Here is a 15,335-nt window from a genome sequence, read left to right on the forward strand (position 1 = left end):
TCGTGTTTCGGGTCTTTTCATGGCTATTCAAAAACTTAAATTTTGGCTAATGGATCGGGCTTACCCATATAATTGTACTCATAGATCATATCACCCGAAGTTTCCTCAACCTGATCTCCATCAATGATCTTTAAAGTCCCGTAGCGGGAGTGTCAAGAAGTTTGTGTAAAAAGGGATTGCCCTTTCTCCATAAAATTAAACCTTTTCAGTCGAAAAGTGATTCTAATGTATCCTTAACTTGTCCGAATCCACGATGAATTCGATTAAAGTTCTTTTCGTTGTAACTAATTACTTGCACTCCAATGAAATTGTCTAATGATTTTTCATTGGGAAACTGTTCTTTTGCTTTAGTCTTGCGTTTAATCTTTTTATTTAGTGATTCTATAATATTTGTTGAATAAATGGTTGGGCGTATTGCGGCTGGAAAAGCCAAAAAAGCTAATAATTCCTTTTCAATTGACCTAATGTGACTAATCAGATTTGTGTATTGCTTTTCCCAAGTACTATAAAAATCGGCAAGCATTTTATGAGCTTCAGTTTTATTAGTTACCGAATGAAGCTGTTTGAAATCATTTAAAATGACCTCACGGTCTTTTAAACGGACATGTGTACTAATATTACGCATAACATGAACTAAACATCTTTGAAATTTTGCTTTAGGAAAAGCATGTAACAGCGCTGGTTGAAGTCCGACCATTCCGTCCGCAATAATTAATTGAACCTGTTTAAGCCCTCGCTGCTTAAGATCTGCTGCCATTTCCGACCAGACTTCAGCATTTTCACTGGGTGCAATGCGATAATCAAGAACTTCCTTAATTCCAGTGGGTGTAATTCCTAAGGCAATATAAACCGCTTCTCTTTGAACTGTGTCACGACGCAAAGGTAAATAAGTTGCATCTAAGAATAAGCAAACATAGTTTGCTTTAATGGTTCGTTGATGAAAAGCTTCAATCTGCTCAGTTACTTGAGCAGTAATGTTAGAAACAGTTGTAGCTGAATAATAAGAACCATACATTTTCTCAATCAAATCAGCGATTTCACGAGTGGTAACACCTTTAGAGTAAAGTTGAATAATTGTAGTTTCTAAAGCATCTTGACGACGAGAATAAGCTGGAAGCAGGTGGTTATGAAAATGGCCTTTACGGTCACGCGGCACAGCAATTTTCAACTTACCATATTCGGAATCAATTAACCGAAAGTATTGACCATTCCGATAATTGTTAGCCTTAAAACCATTACGTTCATAAGGATCATAACCGAGTAACGAAGTTAACTCAGCTTGTAAGATTTGATTAATAGCTTTTTCAAGTTGTTGGCGAAAAAGTTCTTTAACATCGCCATTTAACAATAGAGTTTTGGTTAGATTTTTGGTAAACTGATCCATGGGGAATCCCTCCGTTTTGGTTTGATTTGGATGATTTAATCATACGGGGAAGGGATTCCCTTTTCAACAGGACTTTTATTCATTTACACAAACTATTTTATACTCTCAGACAAAAGATCAGCTCCTAAAAGATGGGTTTGTGGTAAACAACATTTTAAAGGAAGCTGATCTTTTTTGTCCGAACAGCGTTCGGATTAATTTTACAATCTACCATAACTGCTATACTAAAAGTGAAAAGAAGAGGAGTGATCGTTTTGAAATTGTATCAAAGCCTTACCCAAGTCCAAATCAACGAACAATTCGCTGGTCAAGCAACCGGCTACAAGCTTTCCACGACCCTTGATAAGCCGCTGAACTACGATCCAACGATTCTCTATCAGTATTTGGATACCGTCCTGAAACCGGGCAGTCGCCACGACGAAAACAACTTGCGCTACGTGACTGATCCGGGCTATATCGGCGAAAACTTTAATTACCAAAGCGTCCCGTTTACTTCGCACATGACCGAATTCGACGAGAAGATGGCCTTCGCAGGCAAATTGGTGGCCGACCTTAATCGTCATTTATCTGTCAACATCAAACCGGAAGATGAAACTATCGAACTGGTCTTTGTTGACTAAAGCAACCGTGTTGCCCTCCTTTCCTAGTCGCGATGCTTCTCTCCTGATCATTTGCGGCTAAGTACCCAGTCAAGCATGCTTAGTTGCAACAAAAATGACCGTCTACATTTTGGTAGGCGGTTATTTTTGTAGATGCAAAGCACGAATTCGCAGCTATACCGCTTTCTTCGCGACTTCCTTTGGTAACGTCAACGCCAACAGCAAGCCAATCAGGCCCACGCCAGCAAACACAGCGAAGGTAACAGCAAAACCGCCAGCATGACTTCGCAGCGTGGTTTGCATGCCATCCAACAACACTGTGGCGAACATGACACCGGCAGAACCGAATAACTGACGAGCCGTCGTTGTAACCGCAGTGCCGTCTGCCACGAGCTCATTCGGCAAAGCATTCGCGCCAGCCGTCACTGAAGGCATCATCACAAAGGCATTGCCGGCTTCAGTCGCCATCGCCAACATAATTGCCCCAATCAGCGGTAAATGATGGGCAAAGACTGCTAACAGACCAAAGCCGCCAGTAATCAACAACATGCCAATCATGGCCACGACACGCGGTCCAAAGCGATCCAGTAGGCGCCCGCTAATTGGATTCAAAATACTCAGCAACACCGCAGCTGGCACTAAGGACAAGCCAGAAATCAACGGTGACAAACCAAGTAGCGTTTGAAAGTAAAGCGGCATCAGGATAGTGGTGACAATCAAACCGACGTATGAAATTCCGGTCAGAAACACCGCTTTAGTAAACATACCAGTGGCAAAAACTCGCATTTGCAACATTGGTGGTTGGCGATTCAATTGCCGAACAACGAAAATACCAGCTGCCAGAACGCCTAAAATCAACAAACCAACCACGCCAACAGTTAAGCCTTTTTTCGACAAAGCACCCAAGGCATAAAGTAGAATTGGAAAACTTGCGGATAAAAGGAAGGACACCCAGTCCAGTTGCGTCGGTTGCAATGGCATGACAGACGCAATGGTCACCGTTGAAACGGCCAGCACAAGCAGCGAAACGACCAAGAAGAACAAGAATAAAGCCTGCCAAGGGAACCATGTCAGCAAAACACCGGAAATAATCGGACCGACTGCCAAGGCTGAGCCCATGACCAATCCCGCCGTGCCCATCACCCGACCACGCTCACTATGCGGCGTAATCGTCAGCAACACGGTCTGGAAACTCGGGAAAATAATCCCGACCGCAATCGCTTCAAGCAACCGGCCAATCATGAGCACGGTAAAACTCGGTGCCCAGATACATAAGCCTGTCCCAATGGCAAAAATGAGTTCAATCGCTTGGAAAAGCCGTTGGAAAGTAACATTATGCAACAGCCATGGGCTAACCGGAATCATCAAGGCCATCACCAACATAAAGCCGGTTGTCAGCCAAGCAACTGTATCCGCTCCTAAACCAAAAGCTTTCATAAAAGCAGGATAAGCGGTGCTTAAAGAAGACTGAGAAATTGACATCGAAAAGGTACCTGTCAGTAACGTGGCGACAAAAGCCCCGCGATGTTTGATCGTTGGAGAGTGCATATTAAAATCATCTTTTTCTATATTAGTATTGTGGGACGTTTACATTTTCATTCCCATTTTTTCATAAGACTGCATACCGCCCATCCAAATCTCAGATGGTTTGACGCCACGTTCTTTAGCCAAGGCCATCATTAACGTATCCATATCCATCAATTTATATTCTTGCTTTGGCTTGGCTGGATCGAATGTTTCAATCTGTGCCATCATGCCGCCATCTTCGTGCTCAATGATATGGCAGTGATACATATAAACCCCTGGCAAATCAAAGCGAACCAGCAGCCGAACCGTTTCACCAGGATTCACGCCAATTGTATCTTTGAAACCATGTTCATTTGGATACGGCGCATGCCCATTCCGCGACAAGACTAAGAATTGGGTTCCATGCACATGGAATGGATGAACCATTCCAGGCGCATCATTGCTATTGGTAACATCCCAGTACTGGGCTTTGCCAATTGGTTGCGTGGCATCAATCCGCTGCATGGCAAACTTTTTACCATCAATCGCAACACCTTCGTCCATCCCCTGCATCACAACGTGGCGAACTGGCAAAGCCGGGTCAACCACTGGTGCCTTCACATCGAACAACTTATCAGGCAAGGTAGTCTGATCCGGTTTGAACGCATGAATGCGGAACTTTAGCAATGGCACATCATCCGTATATAAGGTGACCTCGTCGCCTTCATGGTATTGGCCAAAATCAACAATCACTTCGGCACGCTCAGCACAAGTCAGCATCAAATGAGTAAATTTGACCGGCTCCGGTAACAGTGAGCCATCCCCGCCAATTTGCGTAAATGGCAGGTCATCGGAAAAATGCAACCGCCATTCACGGCGATTAGCACCATCCAGAAAACGCAACCGGACCTTTTGCGTGGTGACATCAAAATAGGGATTGATTGTACCGTTAACCATTGCAGTTGGCCCAGCAACACCGTCAGGATCATAATCAGCCCGGTAGTCCCACTGGTTGTTCTCATGAAAACGCCGGTCTTGCAAAATGACCGGAATATCGTCAACGCCATAGTTCCTTGGCAATGGCAGGCTGGCTTCATGGTCGTCTTTGACAATCACCATGGCAGCCAAACCATGCCAAACCTGCTCGGCTGTGGATGGGCACGGATGCGCGTGCAGCCACAAAGTCGTCGCCGGTTGTTCCAATGTGAAGTCGATATGCTTACTTTCACCCGGATAAACCGGCGCATGGCATCCGCCATCAACATAAGGGCCACTGACATTAGCCCCATGCCAATGAAAAGTGGTCAACTCAGGCAGGGTGTTTTTCAGTGTCACATGCGTATGCTGACCACGGCGATACACAATCGTCTGACCTAACAGACTGGTATTATAGCCCCACGTCTTGGTCTTCGCCCCAGGTAACAGTTGCGTTTCCCCAGCCTCTGCTGTCACCGTGTAATAAATGTCGGTCGCCGTCTCTTTATCCGGTTTCAACAACGGCGGCACATTTAAGGGCTTCTCAGGCGCATCACTGACCTCAAGCGGCACGTACCCGCCATCGTGGAGATCAAACGCTGGCTCATCAAAGAAATAGTCCGTATAGGTTTTCATCGTGATTTCCCCCTCTGACAAGAATTTTAACACTTTTTAGGATTGCCATAAACATAATTTAGAATTAATTTAAAGTAGTATCGGAAGCTGCTTTACAAGAACAACTAGACCTTGCCCACGCAACTGATCGTCTCAAATATCCTTATCACCAACGTATCATTCATGATGAAATGCCATTTACTATTGGGGGCGGGATCGGTCAATCACGCCTATGTATGTTGCTTTTAGGCAAAGCACATGTTGGTGAAGTTCAAGCTAGTGTCTGGCCACAAGAGCTGATCGATAAATGTGAACAACATCAGATTCACCTTCTTTAAATGTGTAAAAATGTCAGAGATCAAGGTTCGCACCTCTATTGCAGATGAAGAATGGTTAGATGCTATCTACATTGAACGTACCCGTTTCACCCAGCAGACTGCAAGTATTCTCGGGGCGGATCTTAATGAACTTTCTCCTGCTGCAATCGATCAAACACCGGCTAACAAAATCAGCCAGTTATTATTAGCCAATAAACTTAGAAAATGTAATGTTAGACGTTTCATCGTTCTCTTCACAACTAGTACACAAGATCCATCGGACAAAGATACCCTGAAATTCAAATCAAGAAGAGTCATGATCCGCTTAAGTCGACCGACCACTTTTGAACAAATCGTCAAGTATAGTCAATTAGTGTGCGACTTAGACACTGATCGGACTCTTGTCAAGAATTGCTTTTCTTTTAACTAATGCTCCCTTGTCTAAACATGTCCACACTGGATATTTAGGTAGAAACAGACTAAAGGGTAAGTTATCTCGGGCCAATTTAGCATGGTATATGCTTGAACAGATCAAACGAATAAAGGATATTAAAAAAGCACCAGCAATTAGTGATTGATCCTTTATCAATCAGAAAAACTACGCAAAAAGAAGAGGTCCTCACTAATAAAGTGACCTCTTCTTTTTTGTCCTATCAAAAAGCTAGCTGGATTTCTCAGTATATCACTGGTTTAATATTAGCGAATTCGTAGATCCCCCAATCACTTAACTCCCGTCCATAACCAGAATCTTTAACCCCACCGAAAGGTACTTCCGACTGAGAACTTAAAATTTGGTTGATCGTAACTTGACCGGTTTCGATCCGGGAAGCAATCTTTTTACCACGCTCGACATCCTTCGTATAAATTGCTCCACCCAAGCCATGGCGTGAGTTATTAGCGATTTTAACGACCTCATCGTCTGAATGAGCCTGGTAAATTTGGGCGACTGGTCCAAATAATTCTTCTTCATACATTGGATTACTTTCATCCATGCCAGATAAGATCAAGGGAGAAAAACCAGCTCCCTTCCCCTTATTTGGTGTGGGATCTCCGAATAAGACTTTAGCTCCTCCAGCAATCACTTTTTCAACTTGTTCTTGCAACTGTTTTTGCGCACTTTTTGAAGACAGCGGAGCTAAGGTCGTCTTTTCATCCAGTGGATCGCCTAAGTGGTACTTGACAAATTCATCCCTTAAAGCTGCTAAAAAGTCCGGATAAATCTCTGCAGACACTATATAGCGTTTGGCAGCAGTACATACTTGACCAGCGTTAGTCAAACGTGCCTTGGCAGCATCTTTAGCGGCTGCGCCAACATCAACATCATCTAAAACAACAAAAACATCGGTCCCACCTAATTCTAAGGTCGACTTAGTCAAATTTTTGCCAGCACTAGCAGCAATTTTACGTCCAGCGCCTTCAGAACCGGTCAAAGCCACACCCTGCACACGCGGGTCCTCAATTATATGATCGATCTGATCATAGCTTGCAAAAATATTAGTAAAAGCCCCTAAGGGTAAACCAGCGTTATCGCATGCTTCTTGAAAGGCTAAAGCAGCCTCTGGAACAATGCTGGCATGTTTTAAGATCACTGGATCACCCAAAACAAAATTAGGAGCAAAGACACGCATGACTTGAGCATACGGAAAATTCCACGGCTCAACCGCTAAAACGATCCCTATGCCTGAAAACTCAACTTGCGCCTGTCCGCTGGACAAATCATTGTACGGCTGCGGCTTCAAAAGGCGCACACCATTTTTGGCGTAATAGCGTGCAAAAGAAACCGTCTTAGCAACTTCCTGCCGTGCTTCGGATATCAACTTTCCCATGTTTGTAGATAAAATGCGAGCATATTTTTCGGTATTATATTCAAACTCGTCTGCTAATTCATTGAGGAATCCCGTCCTTTCCTCAACACTTCTTCTCTGGGCTTTTTCATAGAAATCTTGGGCTTGATCTAAAAGCATCTCTAACTGCTGATCGGTCATATTTTCAAAAGACCGTATTTTTTGACCGGTATAAGGATTTACTGCTGTATAGCTCATTTTTATTTACCTCCTTAACAGAAACTCTTGTTATTATCTATGATAAAATCTATTCTGATCATATTACCAACTTTTTGCTTAAAAAATTGAAATAAAAAAGGGGACTAAAATTATGTGTCTTTTTTGCCAAATTATTGCTCACCAGATCCCTAGTTACAAAATATAGGAGGATGAGACAACATTAATTATTCTGGATAACGCACAAGATATGAACTACCACATGTTGATAATACCAAAAAAGCATGTCACAAGTATTATGATTTGTGATCAAGAAATTCTATCTCATTTGATCAAAGTTATTCAAATGATCTCCAACCATTGCATTGATCACGGCTTTACTGGTCTCAATATTTTAAATGCTAATGGAAAAGCAGCTGGTCAGTCGATCCAACACCTTCATTTTCACTTACTTGCTCGTAAAAATGGATGGTATTGATGTTTGGCCTAATTGACTGGCAGCACGCTCTCACTAGAGAAAAGCTACTCTGAACTTAAATTTAGCAAACCTTTAGACTCCTTTGATCCTAAAATATAGGATAAAATATTTTTTTCATACAGAATGTAATATTTTTGTAATTTATTTTGTTCGTGTTTTAGTGTTATACTAAATTTTAAGAGGGTTGAATGTATGACTCGATATACGCCTGGATGTGTAGTATTCGCTCTATATTTCCAGTGCCACAAAATTTTCTTTACATAAAAAAGCCAGTCGCTTGACTGGCTTTTTTGTTTTACTTTTGTGGTTTAACTGTCACACTAGTATCTTCTTTAGCAATTTTCTTTTCTGAATAAGAGTAGAAAGCCCAAGCAACGATCCCGAAGAAAATTGGTCCGATCATTGTCCAGAATGAAGTTTGATAATCGTGTTCAATGATCGGTTGAACACACGTGAAAATGATCCCACCAGCTAAAATAATCAAAATTATAGTGACAATGAAATTAGTAAATGTCTTATTCTTATAGATCTCATATGGCCGTTTTAGGTCTTGACGTTTCTTAAAGAAAGGAAAAGCACCTACCAAAAATAAGTACGGAAATGTTGTCGAAACGTTGGCCATATCCGTCAAGATCGTATAAAATTTTTGAGCAGCGGAACCGCCAAAAGCAACTAGGAAGATAAAAACAGCTACGATCGCCGTTTGTAACCACATTGCGTTAGCTGGCATATTGTGCTTGTTCATCTTAGTTAATTTAGCAGGCCATAAGCGAGAATCTGATCCAATAATAAACGATTTGATCGGTGAATAGATCAAAACAAAGAAAGCACCTAAGTAACCCATAAACATTCCAATACCGGCAAAACGAGTCATAATATTACCGAACACCAGACCGGTAGCATGTGACAAACCTAAAGCACTACCCAATTGAATCCCAAGATTGTTCATTAAGATATAGGTGATATTTCCCAAATTAACTTGAGAGCCGCCTAAATCAGTTTTCCAGTTACTACTAATACCCCAAAAGAAGATCATCAAAGCATAACCAACAGTAATAATAAGGGTTGAGATCGTCAAAGCCTTGGGAAAAGTCTTTTCAGGCTTATCTATGTCATCCATGATACCGCCCATTGACTCCATTCCGCCATACGCAAAAACCGCGTAGATCACAAATGATATCAAGGCCAAAGAACTGCCAAAGCTTGGGTTAGGAGAACGGAAGAAACTTGAGATCCCGCTGATCGGTTGTGCTAAGGCACCATGATTACCGATCCAAACAACTAGACTGGCGATTAAAAATATGACATCCAAGATCACGATACATGTTCCACCAAGTGATGAAACTTTAGCAACAAAATCAACTCCATGGGTAGTTGTAAAGGCCACAAAAAGGATCCAAACTATCCCCAATAATCCAATTGTTTGTGTCGAATTTAGTCCAAATAAAGTCCAAGACTGCGTGGCATCGTGTCCAAAAATCAAAGCGGACAAAGGGATCCAAACTTTAGATGATGTGGAAACTAACCAGATCACCCACGAGGATAGCCAAATAAAAGTCCCGATAAAGGCCGGTTTTTCACCGATCGATCCCTCCAACCAAGAGTAGATCCCACCTTTTGCTTCCTTAAATGAAGCGCCATACTCAGCAAACATCAATGAACTAGGCAAAAAGAAGAACAAAGCTGCTAAAATATACCAGAAAATACTAGCATAGCCCATTTGATAATAAGCAACAGTTGTATTAGCAAAGCCAAATATAGATGAAAAAATCATCATTACTAATGCTTTAGTTTTAATTTTATGTGAATTCTCCAAATGAAACTCTCCTAACAACAAAATAAAGAAGGCAGTTTAAGTAAATGGACCAGCTTTAGTAATAAAGAAAATTACTTATTTGGCGGATAAATATTATTGCTTTTTCATATAGATTGGGCTTTATCTTAAAATTTTTATGATCACTGATATAGATCCACTAACTACCTAACTGATATTTTATTCAAACTATTTAGTTTATTATGTATTTTTATTCATACACTTAAAAAGTATAGCACCTCTGCCCTTTCAAATTGACAAATAAAGTATTTTATTATTTTTCTCCAATTATTATCTAATATCCTTAAGTATTCCTTTTATTATGCTGGAGTTCAGTCCCGGTAAACCAAATTTTTTAAAATAAATGTTTTTTAATTTAATTAGACACCTGGATTATTCATAATTTTACCTTGAGGTCTGCTTTTGGTTGTTGCCGTGCTGTTGCTGACCTTTTTTCTTTTTCACCTGCTGGGTGTACAAAATGAGCACATCCTGTGCTATTGTAAAGTCGACTAAACACTACAAAGAACAGGAGTGCTCCTAATGTCGACTTTACATCATAAACAGCTTTTATTCAATAAACAAATCAAAATTTCTAATGACGGCGGTGAGCTAGCGAACGATGCGGGGACTTTATTGCTTGCTGAGTTTCTCCATCAACTCCACTTTGACCAGTTTTTAGAGACTAACTTGCGTTTCAAAGATGGTCGCAAGTATTGTACCTTCACTATGAACGATTTATTCAAGCAGTTGTTATTTCAATTACTAGCGGGGTATTCCCAGGATCAGTCTGCTAACACCTTGGCCCAAGCGGCTGATTTCAACTTAGCTCTAAAACAAGCAGTCGCTTCCCAACCGACGCTCTCACGTTTTATCAATCACGTCTCGGCGACAGGCCTTTTCTCCGTCAAGTCTGTAATGATCTCTTTGGCGCACTTAGTCCTGGGCCAGCTGAATCAACATCAGCTGATCCTTGACCTCGACTCCACGCATGCTGATACATTTGGTAACCAAGAAAAAAGTGCTTATAACGGTCATTATCAGACTAACGGTTATCATCCATTACTAGCTTTCGATGCTTTATCGGGCTGCTTATTGAATGCCCAATTACGTCCAGGCAATCGCTATACTTCACAGGGAGCGACTAAATTCTTATTACGGGGCCTACGGGCCTATGACCAGTCTTCTTTGGATGTCCTCGTGCGGGGAGATTCTGGTTTCGCAGCGCCAGGGATCTACCGTGCCTGTGATAAAAAACAGGCTAAATTCGTGATCCGCATGAAAGCGAACCGCCAACTCCAAAGTCGGGCTGAGCGCTTGATCCAAGTGGGCGACCACGACTTCAGCGAAACTGAAGTCCAATGGCATGTCCTGCAGGATTACTGTCCCCAAAGTTGGCCACGCCCTTATCGGGTGATCATTAGATCAACTCGGCCAGCGGGAAATTTACTGTTTGACCATGAGTTTATCGTGACCAACTTGGAAGAATTGAGTGGTCCGCAAGTCTTTGCCCTCTATCAACAACGTGGTTCAATGGAAGACTTGATCAAAGAAGTTAAACGCGGTTTTCATTTTGATAAAACGGACAGTTCCAGCTTTAACGCCAATGAGTTTCGCATGTTGGTGGCTGGCACGGCTTACAATATACTCCAAGCCATGAAGAACTTGGTTTTACCACCGGAACTTAAACACGCTCAGGTCGAGACCATCCGCTTTAAATTACTTCATTTGGCAGCTAAGGTCACGCACCACGCCCATCAGATCTGGGTCCATTTATCCCAGACCAATGTGTTTGATAAATTATTCTGGCAGACACTGTTTAAGATCCAAAACATTAAAATATACCCGCTGTGAACTCACAAAATAAAATATATTTTCTAGGGAAAGGGTGAAGTCTGCCCTTTTTTAAGCAATACGACCGCAAAACTAACAAAAAAAGCTTTTTTCTGAGACCACGGTTATTTTGCGCCAAATTTTATTTAAGACAAAAAGTATGAATAATTCAGGAGACATATACTAACGATCTGCAGGGCCTTTTTTGAATAGCACTTTATTAAAATCCATTTTTATTATGCAATACCAGATTTAAACGTAGTCAAAGTGCTAAAAGGAATCCTAGATAATAACCATAGATCTGCTATAAAATAATTTTTACCCACAAAAAATGAGTTATAACGTGAATTAAAAAAACACGTTACAACTCATTTCTTTCAAGTGAAACTGATTTCTTAGCCCGAATTATTCATACGAGGTTTAATATCGGCATACCGCACAATTTTGGACCAATTCTCGTGCTGCTATGGCGTAGTCAAACCAAGATGTACTGTTTTTGCTAAAGGCTACCAAATTATGGGGCTGGATAAATCTTTGATCCTCAATTTTGGGCGTACTTGCCCCTTGGTCGAACGGCCTTTTTTTGATTTATCGTACTGAGCTAGCCCCACTGTAGCGCTTGGATTCGAGCTAACAGTTGATAAAACAAATCCTGATAGACGTGGTGGCGACTTAATTTTAGATAAAGTTGCCGGCCGCTGGTCACCAGCTTACCCGCTACTTTAAACAGCCATAAGCGCAAGGTTGTAACCTGTAATCGCTGATGTTGTGCAGGCAACAATTGGCGCATCAAGCTGACTAAATTATAAGCGAGGACACTGAGCATCATGCGGGCATAATTTGGTATAAATTGCGAGCTAGTCATTTTATCCAGGTAAAAGCCAGCTTTGGCTTCCTTGATATAGTTTTCCATTTGACCCCGTTGGTGATAGGCGTGAAACGCATCTTCGGCGACAAAACTCGTTAAATTGGACACGAGGTATTCATGTTGAAATAACAATTCACCAGCTGGTCGAGTTGATTTAATATAGATCTGGCGCGGCTTAGGCCATGATCGGGCTTGATAAGACGCGCGATAATAATGGACCTCGGTCTCAGTCCAATTCTGCTCATCACTGATCTGAACAAAACGTTCAGCCAGTTGGTTCAGCCGCCGATTGGCTTTCAGGCGGATCAAGTAAAAAGTGTCGTTGGCTTCACAAGTTTCGTATAATTCTGGAGTCGCAAAGCCACTATCCCCGCGGACCAAGATATCAGCGTTCGGTTTGACTTGATGATAGTGCTGTAGTAGTGGTGTGATAAAGGGGGCAATATCCGTACTGGTATAAACATTACTTGGGCGCAATTGAGCCTTTAAACAGTGGCCCGTTTGCCCGTCAAAAGCGACCAGCGGATGGTAACCCGTGGTACCGTAATGCGCATTAAAGGCCGTTTTTCCTGATGACCATGAGTATCGGCATGGGTCGAGTCAATATCGAGAATTAGCTGTTGTTGCTTGGTGCCAGTCCACGCTTGGTCAAGCAATGCTTGATTCAACGTTTGTAATGAGGTGATGGTCTGCTCGTCACAGCGTTGCCAAAAACGGGATAACGACGGTTGTGAGGCCAATTGCGGTTGTGCCAATAGTAATTTAAATGCGGGGTCATCGCGCAAACTAGTGGCAGCTAGATCGGCAGGGTAGCCGGCGATCAACTGCAGCACGACCTGCTCTAGTAGACTAACGTTGCTGTAACGAGCGTAATGGCGCTGGTCATCAAAATGGACTAATTGATACGCTAAGGTCGTGAAATTGAGTTGCGCCATTAATTCTTTGACCAACACTAGCCCAGCATCAGTGGAAAGTTCACCACCAGTGTGCGAAATATGTAATTTAGGATTGAAATTAACTCGTTTTTCCGGTAAAGTTGCCATGAGAAGGACCTCTTTCTTTTGGTGGATAGCTGACTTGTGGTGAATCAACTATACCAAATCGGAGGTTCTTTTTCTGCACTAAAAAGGTGAAAAATAAAAAACACAGTACCGCCCATGATAACGGGGTGACACTGTGCTTGGAGAACTTATGGTGAATAATTCAGGATATAGTTATGTTTTCTTATTTTTTCTAAACAACCAAATCAATATTACGATTAAAATTGCTACTGCCAAAATAACATACAGCCACTCATCAACGACTATTAACATTTGGCGCCAGGCTTTTCCTGCATAATGACCAACGTTTATTAAGATAAAGTTCCAAATTAAAGTTCCACCAATTGTCAATATACTAAATTTTCCGAGCGGATAACCCGTCATACCAGCAGGGATCGAGATCAAACTTCTGATCACAGGTACACAACGCCCCACTAAAATTGTCCATCCACCATATTTATTAAAAAAAGTGGCAGTCCTATCAATATCGGTCTCTTTCAGCCTTATTGCTTTACCAGCTTTACTACGTGCAACCTTCTTAAGCTGATCAACATTCAAAAAACGTCCCACCATATACAAGATCAACGCTCCAACATAAGCACCAACAGTAGCAGCTATGGTTGCTCCAACAAGGCCTAAATTTGTATGTAAGGTAGAGTACCCCGCAAAAACAAGTACTACTTCGGAAGGGATCGGTGGAAATACGTTTTCTAGCGCGATCAGCAAGGCTATCCCTAAATAGCCATACTGGTCGATCGCAGCGGTAATTATTTCTGTACTCAAATGGTTACCTCATTTCAAATTTATTATCTTAATCATACCAAGCATCTATTCTCCCCGCCAACATTTATAGTAGGACACTAAAAATAATTAATAACTTGCAGTCGTTCTATTAAGTGAATTTTATATACAAATAACGTTGCTGTCCCCTCCCAAAAAATATAAATAAATTTGCGAAAAATATTTATTAAAACAACTACATGGAATACAGTAAGGTCATGTGAAAGTACTAGGAAATAAAAACGAAAAAAAATAGTACAGCTCATGTAAATATACGCCCAAGGTAAGGATTCAGAACTGCCAACAGACTCGCCCTGAATCTAAAATTAAGATATCGGTCCAAGGTATTGTTTTTGAAGATAACCAAGACCGTGTCGTTCATCAGGATAGTAAGGATCTTTTTATGAAATTATTTTATGTCGATGAAGGCTATAACTCAACTAATTCACGGCACCCACGACCAATTCGCACTACTTAGCAAAAAATACTAGGCTAACAACGACAATACCATTAAAATTAACTGTTTGACTCTTGCCATGCCTAAGATAAAAAAATTTAGGTCAACTATGTGGAAGGCAGGTGCGGGTCCGTTTCACTACTCTTTGGACCCGCATCTATCTCCCGCCTAAAAACTTTAATCTAGCTATTGCAGTAAAAAAAAATAACCCTACCATAAAGATAGAGTTCTAAGGACCATCACCACTATTTTACAAAGTCCCATTATTTGTTGTTGAGTAACTTTTTTAAATTATATACTTTCAAGATCGATCATGCGTTAACTGTAGTTTAATAAACCTTGGCGTCTAGATAATTATTTAATGCATCTCTAGCAGTTTGATTAAGATTCATGACTAAGATCCCGTCGCACTTAGCAAAAACACCTTTCAAATGTTGCGGATCTTGCAATAATTCACTTCGTTGAATTTTAGGTAACTGTTTAAATCTTTGTGCAAATTTATCACTTGAAATATTTAACCCTTGGCTGATCGTAGACGCCTCTGTAAAGTGGTCTGCTCGAGCTGCATCACCAATTTCTTGGCAATCTGCTAATAGTTGTTGATAGTTATTCAAAAAATTACCTCCTTACAATTTTATTTATCTATACTTCGGGTTCACCATAATACTCA

At 41.3% G+C, this 15,335-nt stretch carries 10 protein-coding genes and 3 pseudogenes; 5 read left to right on the forward strand and 8 right to left on the reverse strand.

From position 1 onward, the window contains the following. Nucleotides 1-205: 205 nt before the first annotated feature. Nucleotides 206-1,384 (reverse strand): IS256 family transposase, encoded by a 1,179-nt coding sequence (locus BQ5903_RS11700; protein ID WP_079579612.1) that lies wholly within the window; start codon nucleotides 1,382-1,384, stop codon nucleotides 206-208. A gap of 254 nt (nucleotides 1,385-1,638) precedes the next feature. Here BQ5903_RS11700 and BQ5903_RS11705 point away from each other — a divergent pair, with 254 nt between their 5' ends. After that, the gene (locus BQ5903_RS11705; protein WP_056972039.1) at nucleotides 1,639-2,004 is read left to right on the forward strand and encodes a hypothetical protein; all 366 of its coding nucleotides are present in this window, start codon (nucleotides 1,639-1,641) and stop codon (nucleotides 2,002-2,004) included. A gap of 153 nt (nucleotides 2,005-2,157) precedes the next feature. Here BQ5903_RS11705 and BQ5903_RS11710 read toward each other — a convergent pair whose 3' ends face one another. Both BQ5903_RS11710 and BQ5903_RS11715 read right to left on the reverse strand, forming a co-directional pair. After that, the gene (locus BQ5903_RS11710; protein ID WP_079579613.1) at nucleotides 2,158-3,531 is read right to left on the reverse strand and encodes an MFS transporter; all 1,374 of its coding nucleotides are present in this window, start codon (nucleotides 3,529-3,531) and stop codon (nucleotides 2,158-2,160) included. Between the two features lie 39 nt (nucleotides 3,532-3,570). Continuing rightward, nucleotides 3,571-5,100, reverse strand: a complete 1,530-nt coding sequence (locus BQ5903_RS11715) for a multicopper oxidase family protein (RefSeq protein ID WP_056972038.1) — start codon at nucleotides 5,098-5,100, stop codon at nucleotides 3,571-3,573. 77 nt (nucleotides 5,101-5,177) lie between these two features. On the opposite strand from BQ5903_RS11715, the pseudogene BQ5903_RS11720 reads away from it, so the two are divergent. Together BQ5903_RS11720 and BQ5903_RS11725 are read left to right on the forward strand one after the other, a co-directional pair. Further along, nucleotides 5,178-5,417: pseudogene (locus BQ5903_RS11720) on the forward strand (aspartate--ammonia ligase); the annotation flags it as partial. 10 nt (nucleotides 5,418-5,427) lie between these two features. Further along, nucleotides 5,428-5,826, forward strand: a complete 399-nt coding sequence (locus BQ5903_RS11725; protein WP_010495808.1) for a hypothetical protein — start codon at nucleotides 5,428-5,430, stop codon at nucleotides 5,824-5,826. 244 nt (nucleotides 5,827-6,070) lie between these two features. On the opposite strand, the gene BQ5903_RS11730 is transcribed toward BQ5903_RS11725, so the two are convergent. Beyond that, nucleotides 6,071-7,438, reverse strand: a complete 1,368-nt coding sequence (locus BQ5903_RS11730) for an aldehyde dehydrogenase family protein (RefSeq protein ID WP_010495807.1) — start codon at nucleotides 7,436-7,438, stop codon at nucleotides 6,071-6,073. A gap of 178 nt (nucleotides 7,439-7,616) precedes the next feature. Here BQ5903_RS11730 and BQ5903_RS11735 point away from each other — a divergent pair. Next, nucleotides 7,617-7,874, forward strand: a pseudogene (locus BQ5903_RS11735) (HIT family protein); the annotation flags it as partial. A gap of 295 nt (nucleotides 7,875-8,169) precedes the next feature. On the opposite strand, the gene yjeM reads toward BQ5903_RS11735, so the two are convergent. Then, the gene (gene yjeM / locus BQ5903_RS11740; RefSeq protein WP_079579615.1) at nucleotides 8,170-9,690 is read right to left on the reverse strand and encodes a glutamate/gamma-aminobutyrate family transporter YjeM; all 1,521 of its coding nucleotides are present in this window, start codon (nucleotides 9,688-9,690) and stop codon (nucleotides 8,170-8,172) included. Nucleotides 9,691-10,230: 540 nt separating this feature from the next. On the opposite strand from yjeM, the gene BQ5903_RS11745 reads away from it, so the two are divergent. Next, nucleotides 10,231-11,541, forward strand: a complete 1,311-nt coding sequence (locus tag BQ5903_RS11745) for an IS1380 family transposase (RefSeq protein WP_010499943.1) — start codon at nucleotides 10,231-10,233, stop codon at nucleotides 11,539-11,541. Between the two features lie 580 nt (nucleotides 11,542-12,121). On the opposite strand, the pseudogene BQ5903_RS11750 reads toward BQ5903_RS11745, so the two are convergent. The 3 genes and pseudogenes from BQ5903_RS11750 to BQ5903_RS11760 form a co-directional block, all read right to left on the reverse strand. After that, a pseudogene (locus BQ5903_RS11750) lies at nucleotides 12,122-13,431 on the reverse strand (IS1380 family transposase). Nucleotides 13,432-13,602: 171 nt separating this feature from the next. Continuing rightward, nucleotides 13,603-14,211 carry a DedA family protein gene (locus BQ5903_RS11755; RefSeq protein WP_056971984.1) on the reverse strand — a complete coding sequence of 203 codons (609 nt, stop codon included), beginning with the start codon at nucleotides 14,209-14,211 and terminating at the stop codon, nucleotides 13,603-13,605. 783 nt (nucleotides 14,212-14,994) lie between these two features. Beyond that, nucleotides 14,995-15,279, reverse strand: a complete 285-nt coding sequence (locus BQ5903_RS11760) for a hypothetical protein (protein WP_079579616.1) — start codon at nucleotides 15,277-15,279, stop codon at nucleotides 14,995-14,997. Nucleotides 15,280-15,335: the final 56 nt, after the last annotated feature.

Source organism: Ligilactobacillus acidipiscis (assembly GCF_900116935.1).
GTDB classification, from domain to species: Bacteria; Bacillota; Bacilli; order Lactobacillales; family Lactobacillaceae; genus Ligilactobacillus; species Ligilactobacillus acidipiscis.

What these genes read in the sequence shown, in the direction of transcription:
- BQ5903_RS11700 (WP_079579612.1), bottom strand. Translation starts at nt 1,384, where the DNA reads ATGGATCAGTTTACCAAAAATCTAACCAAAACTCTATTGTTAAATGGC.
- BQ5903_RS11710 (WP_079579613.1), bottom strand. Translation starts at nt 3,531, where the DNA reads ATGCACTCTCCAACGATCAAACATCGCGGGGCTTTTGTCGCCACGTTA.
- BQ5903_RS11715 (WP_056972038.1), bottom strand. Translation starts at nt 5,100, where the DNA reads ATGAAAACCTATACGGACTATTTCTTTGATGAGCCAGCGTTTGATCTC.
- BQ5903_RS11725 (WP_010495808.1), top strand. Translation starts at nt 5,428, where the DNA reads ATGTCAGAGATCAAGGTTCGCACCTCTATTGCAGATGAAGAATGGTTA.
- BQ5903_RS11730 (WP_010495807.1), bottom strand. Translation starts at nt 7,438, where the DNA reads ATGAGCTATACAGCAGTAAATCCTTATACCGGTCAAAAAATACGGTCT.
- BQ5903_RS11745 (WP_010499943.1), top strand. Translation starts at nt 10,231, where the DNA reads ATGTCGACTTTACATCATAAACAGCTTTTATTCAATAAACAAATCAAA.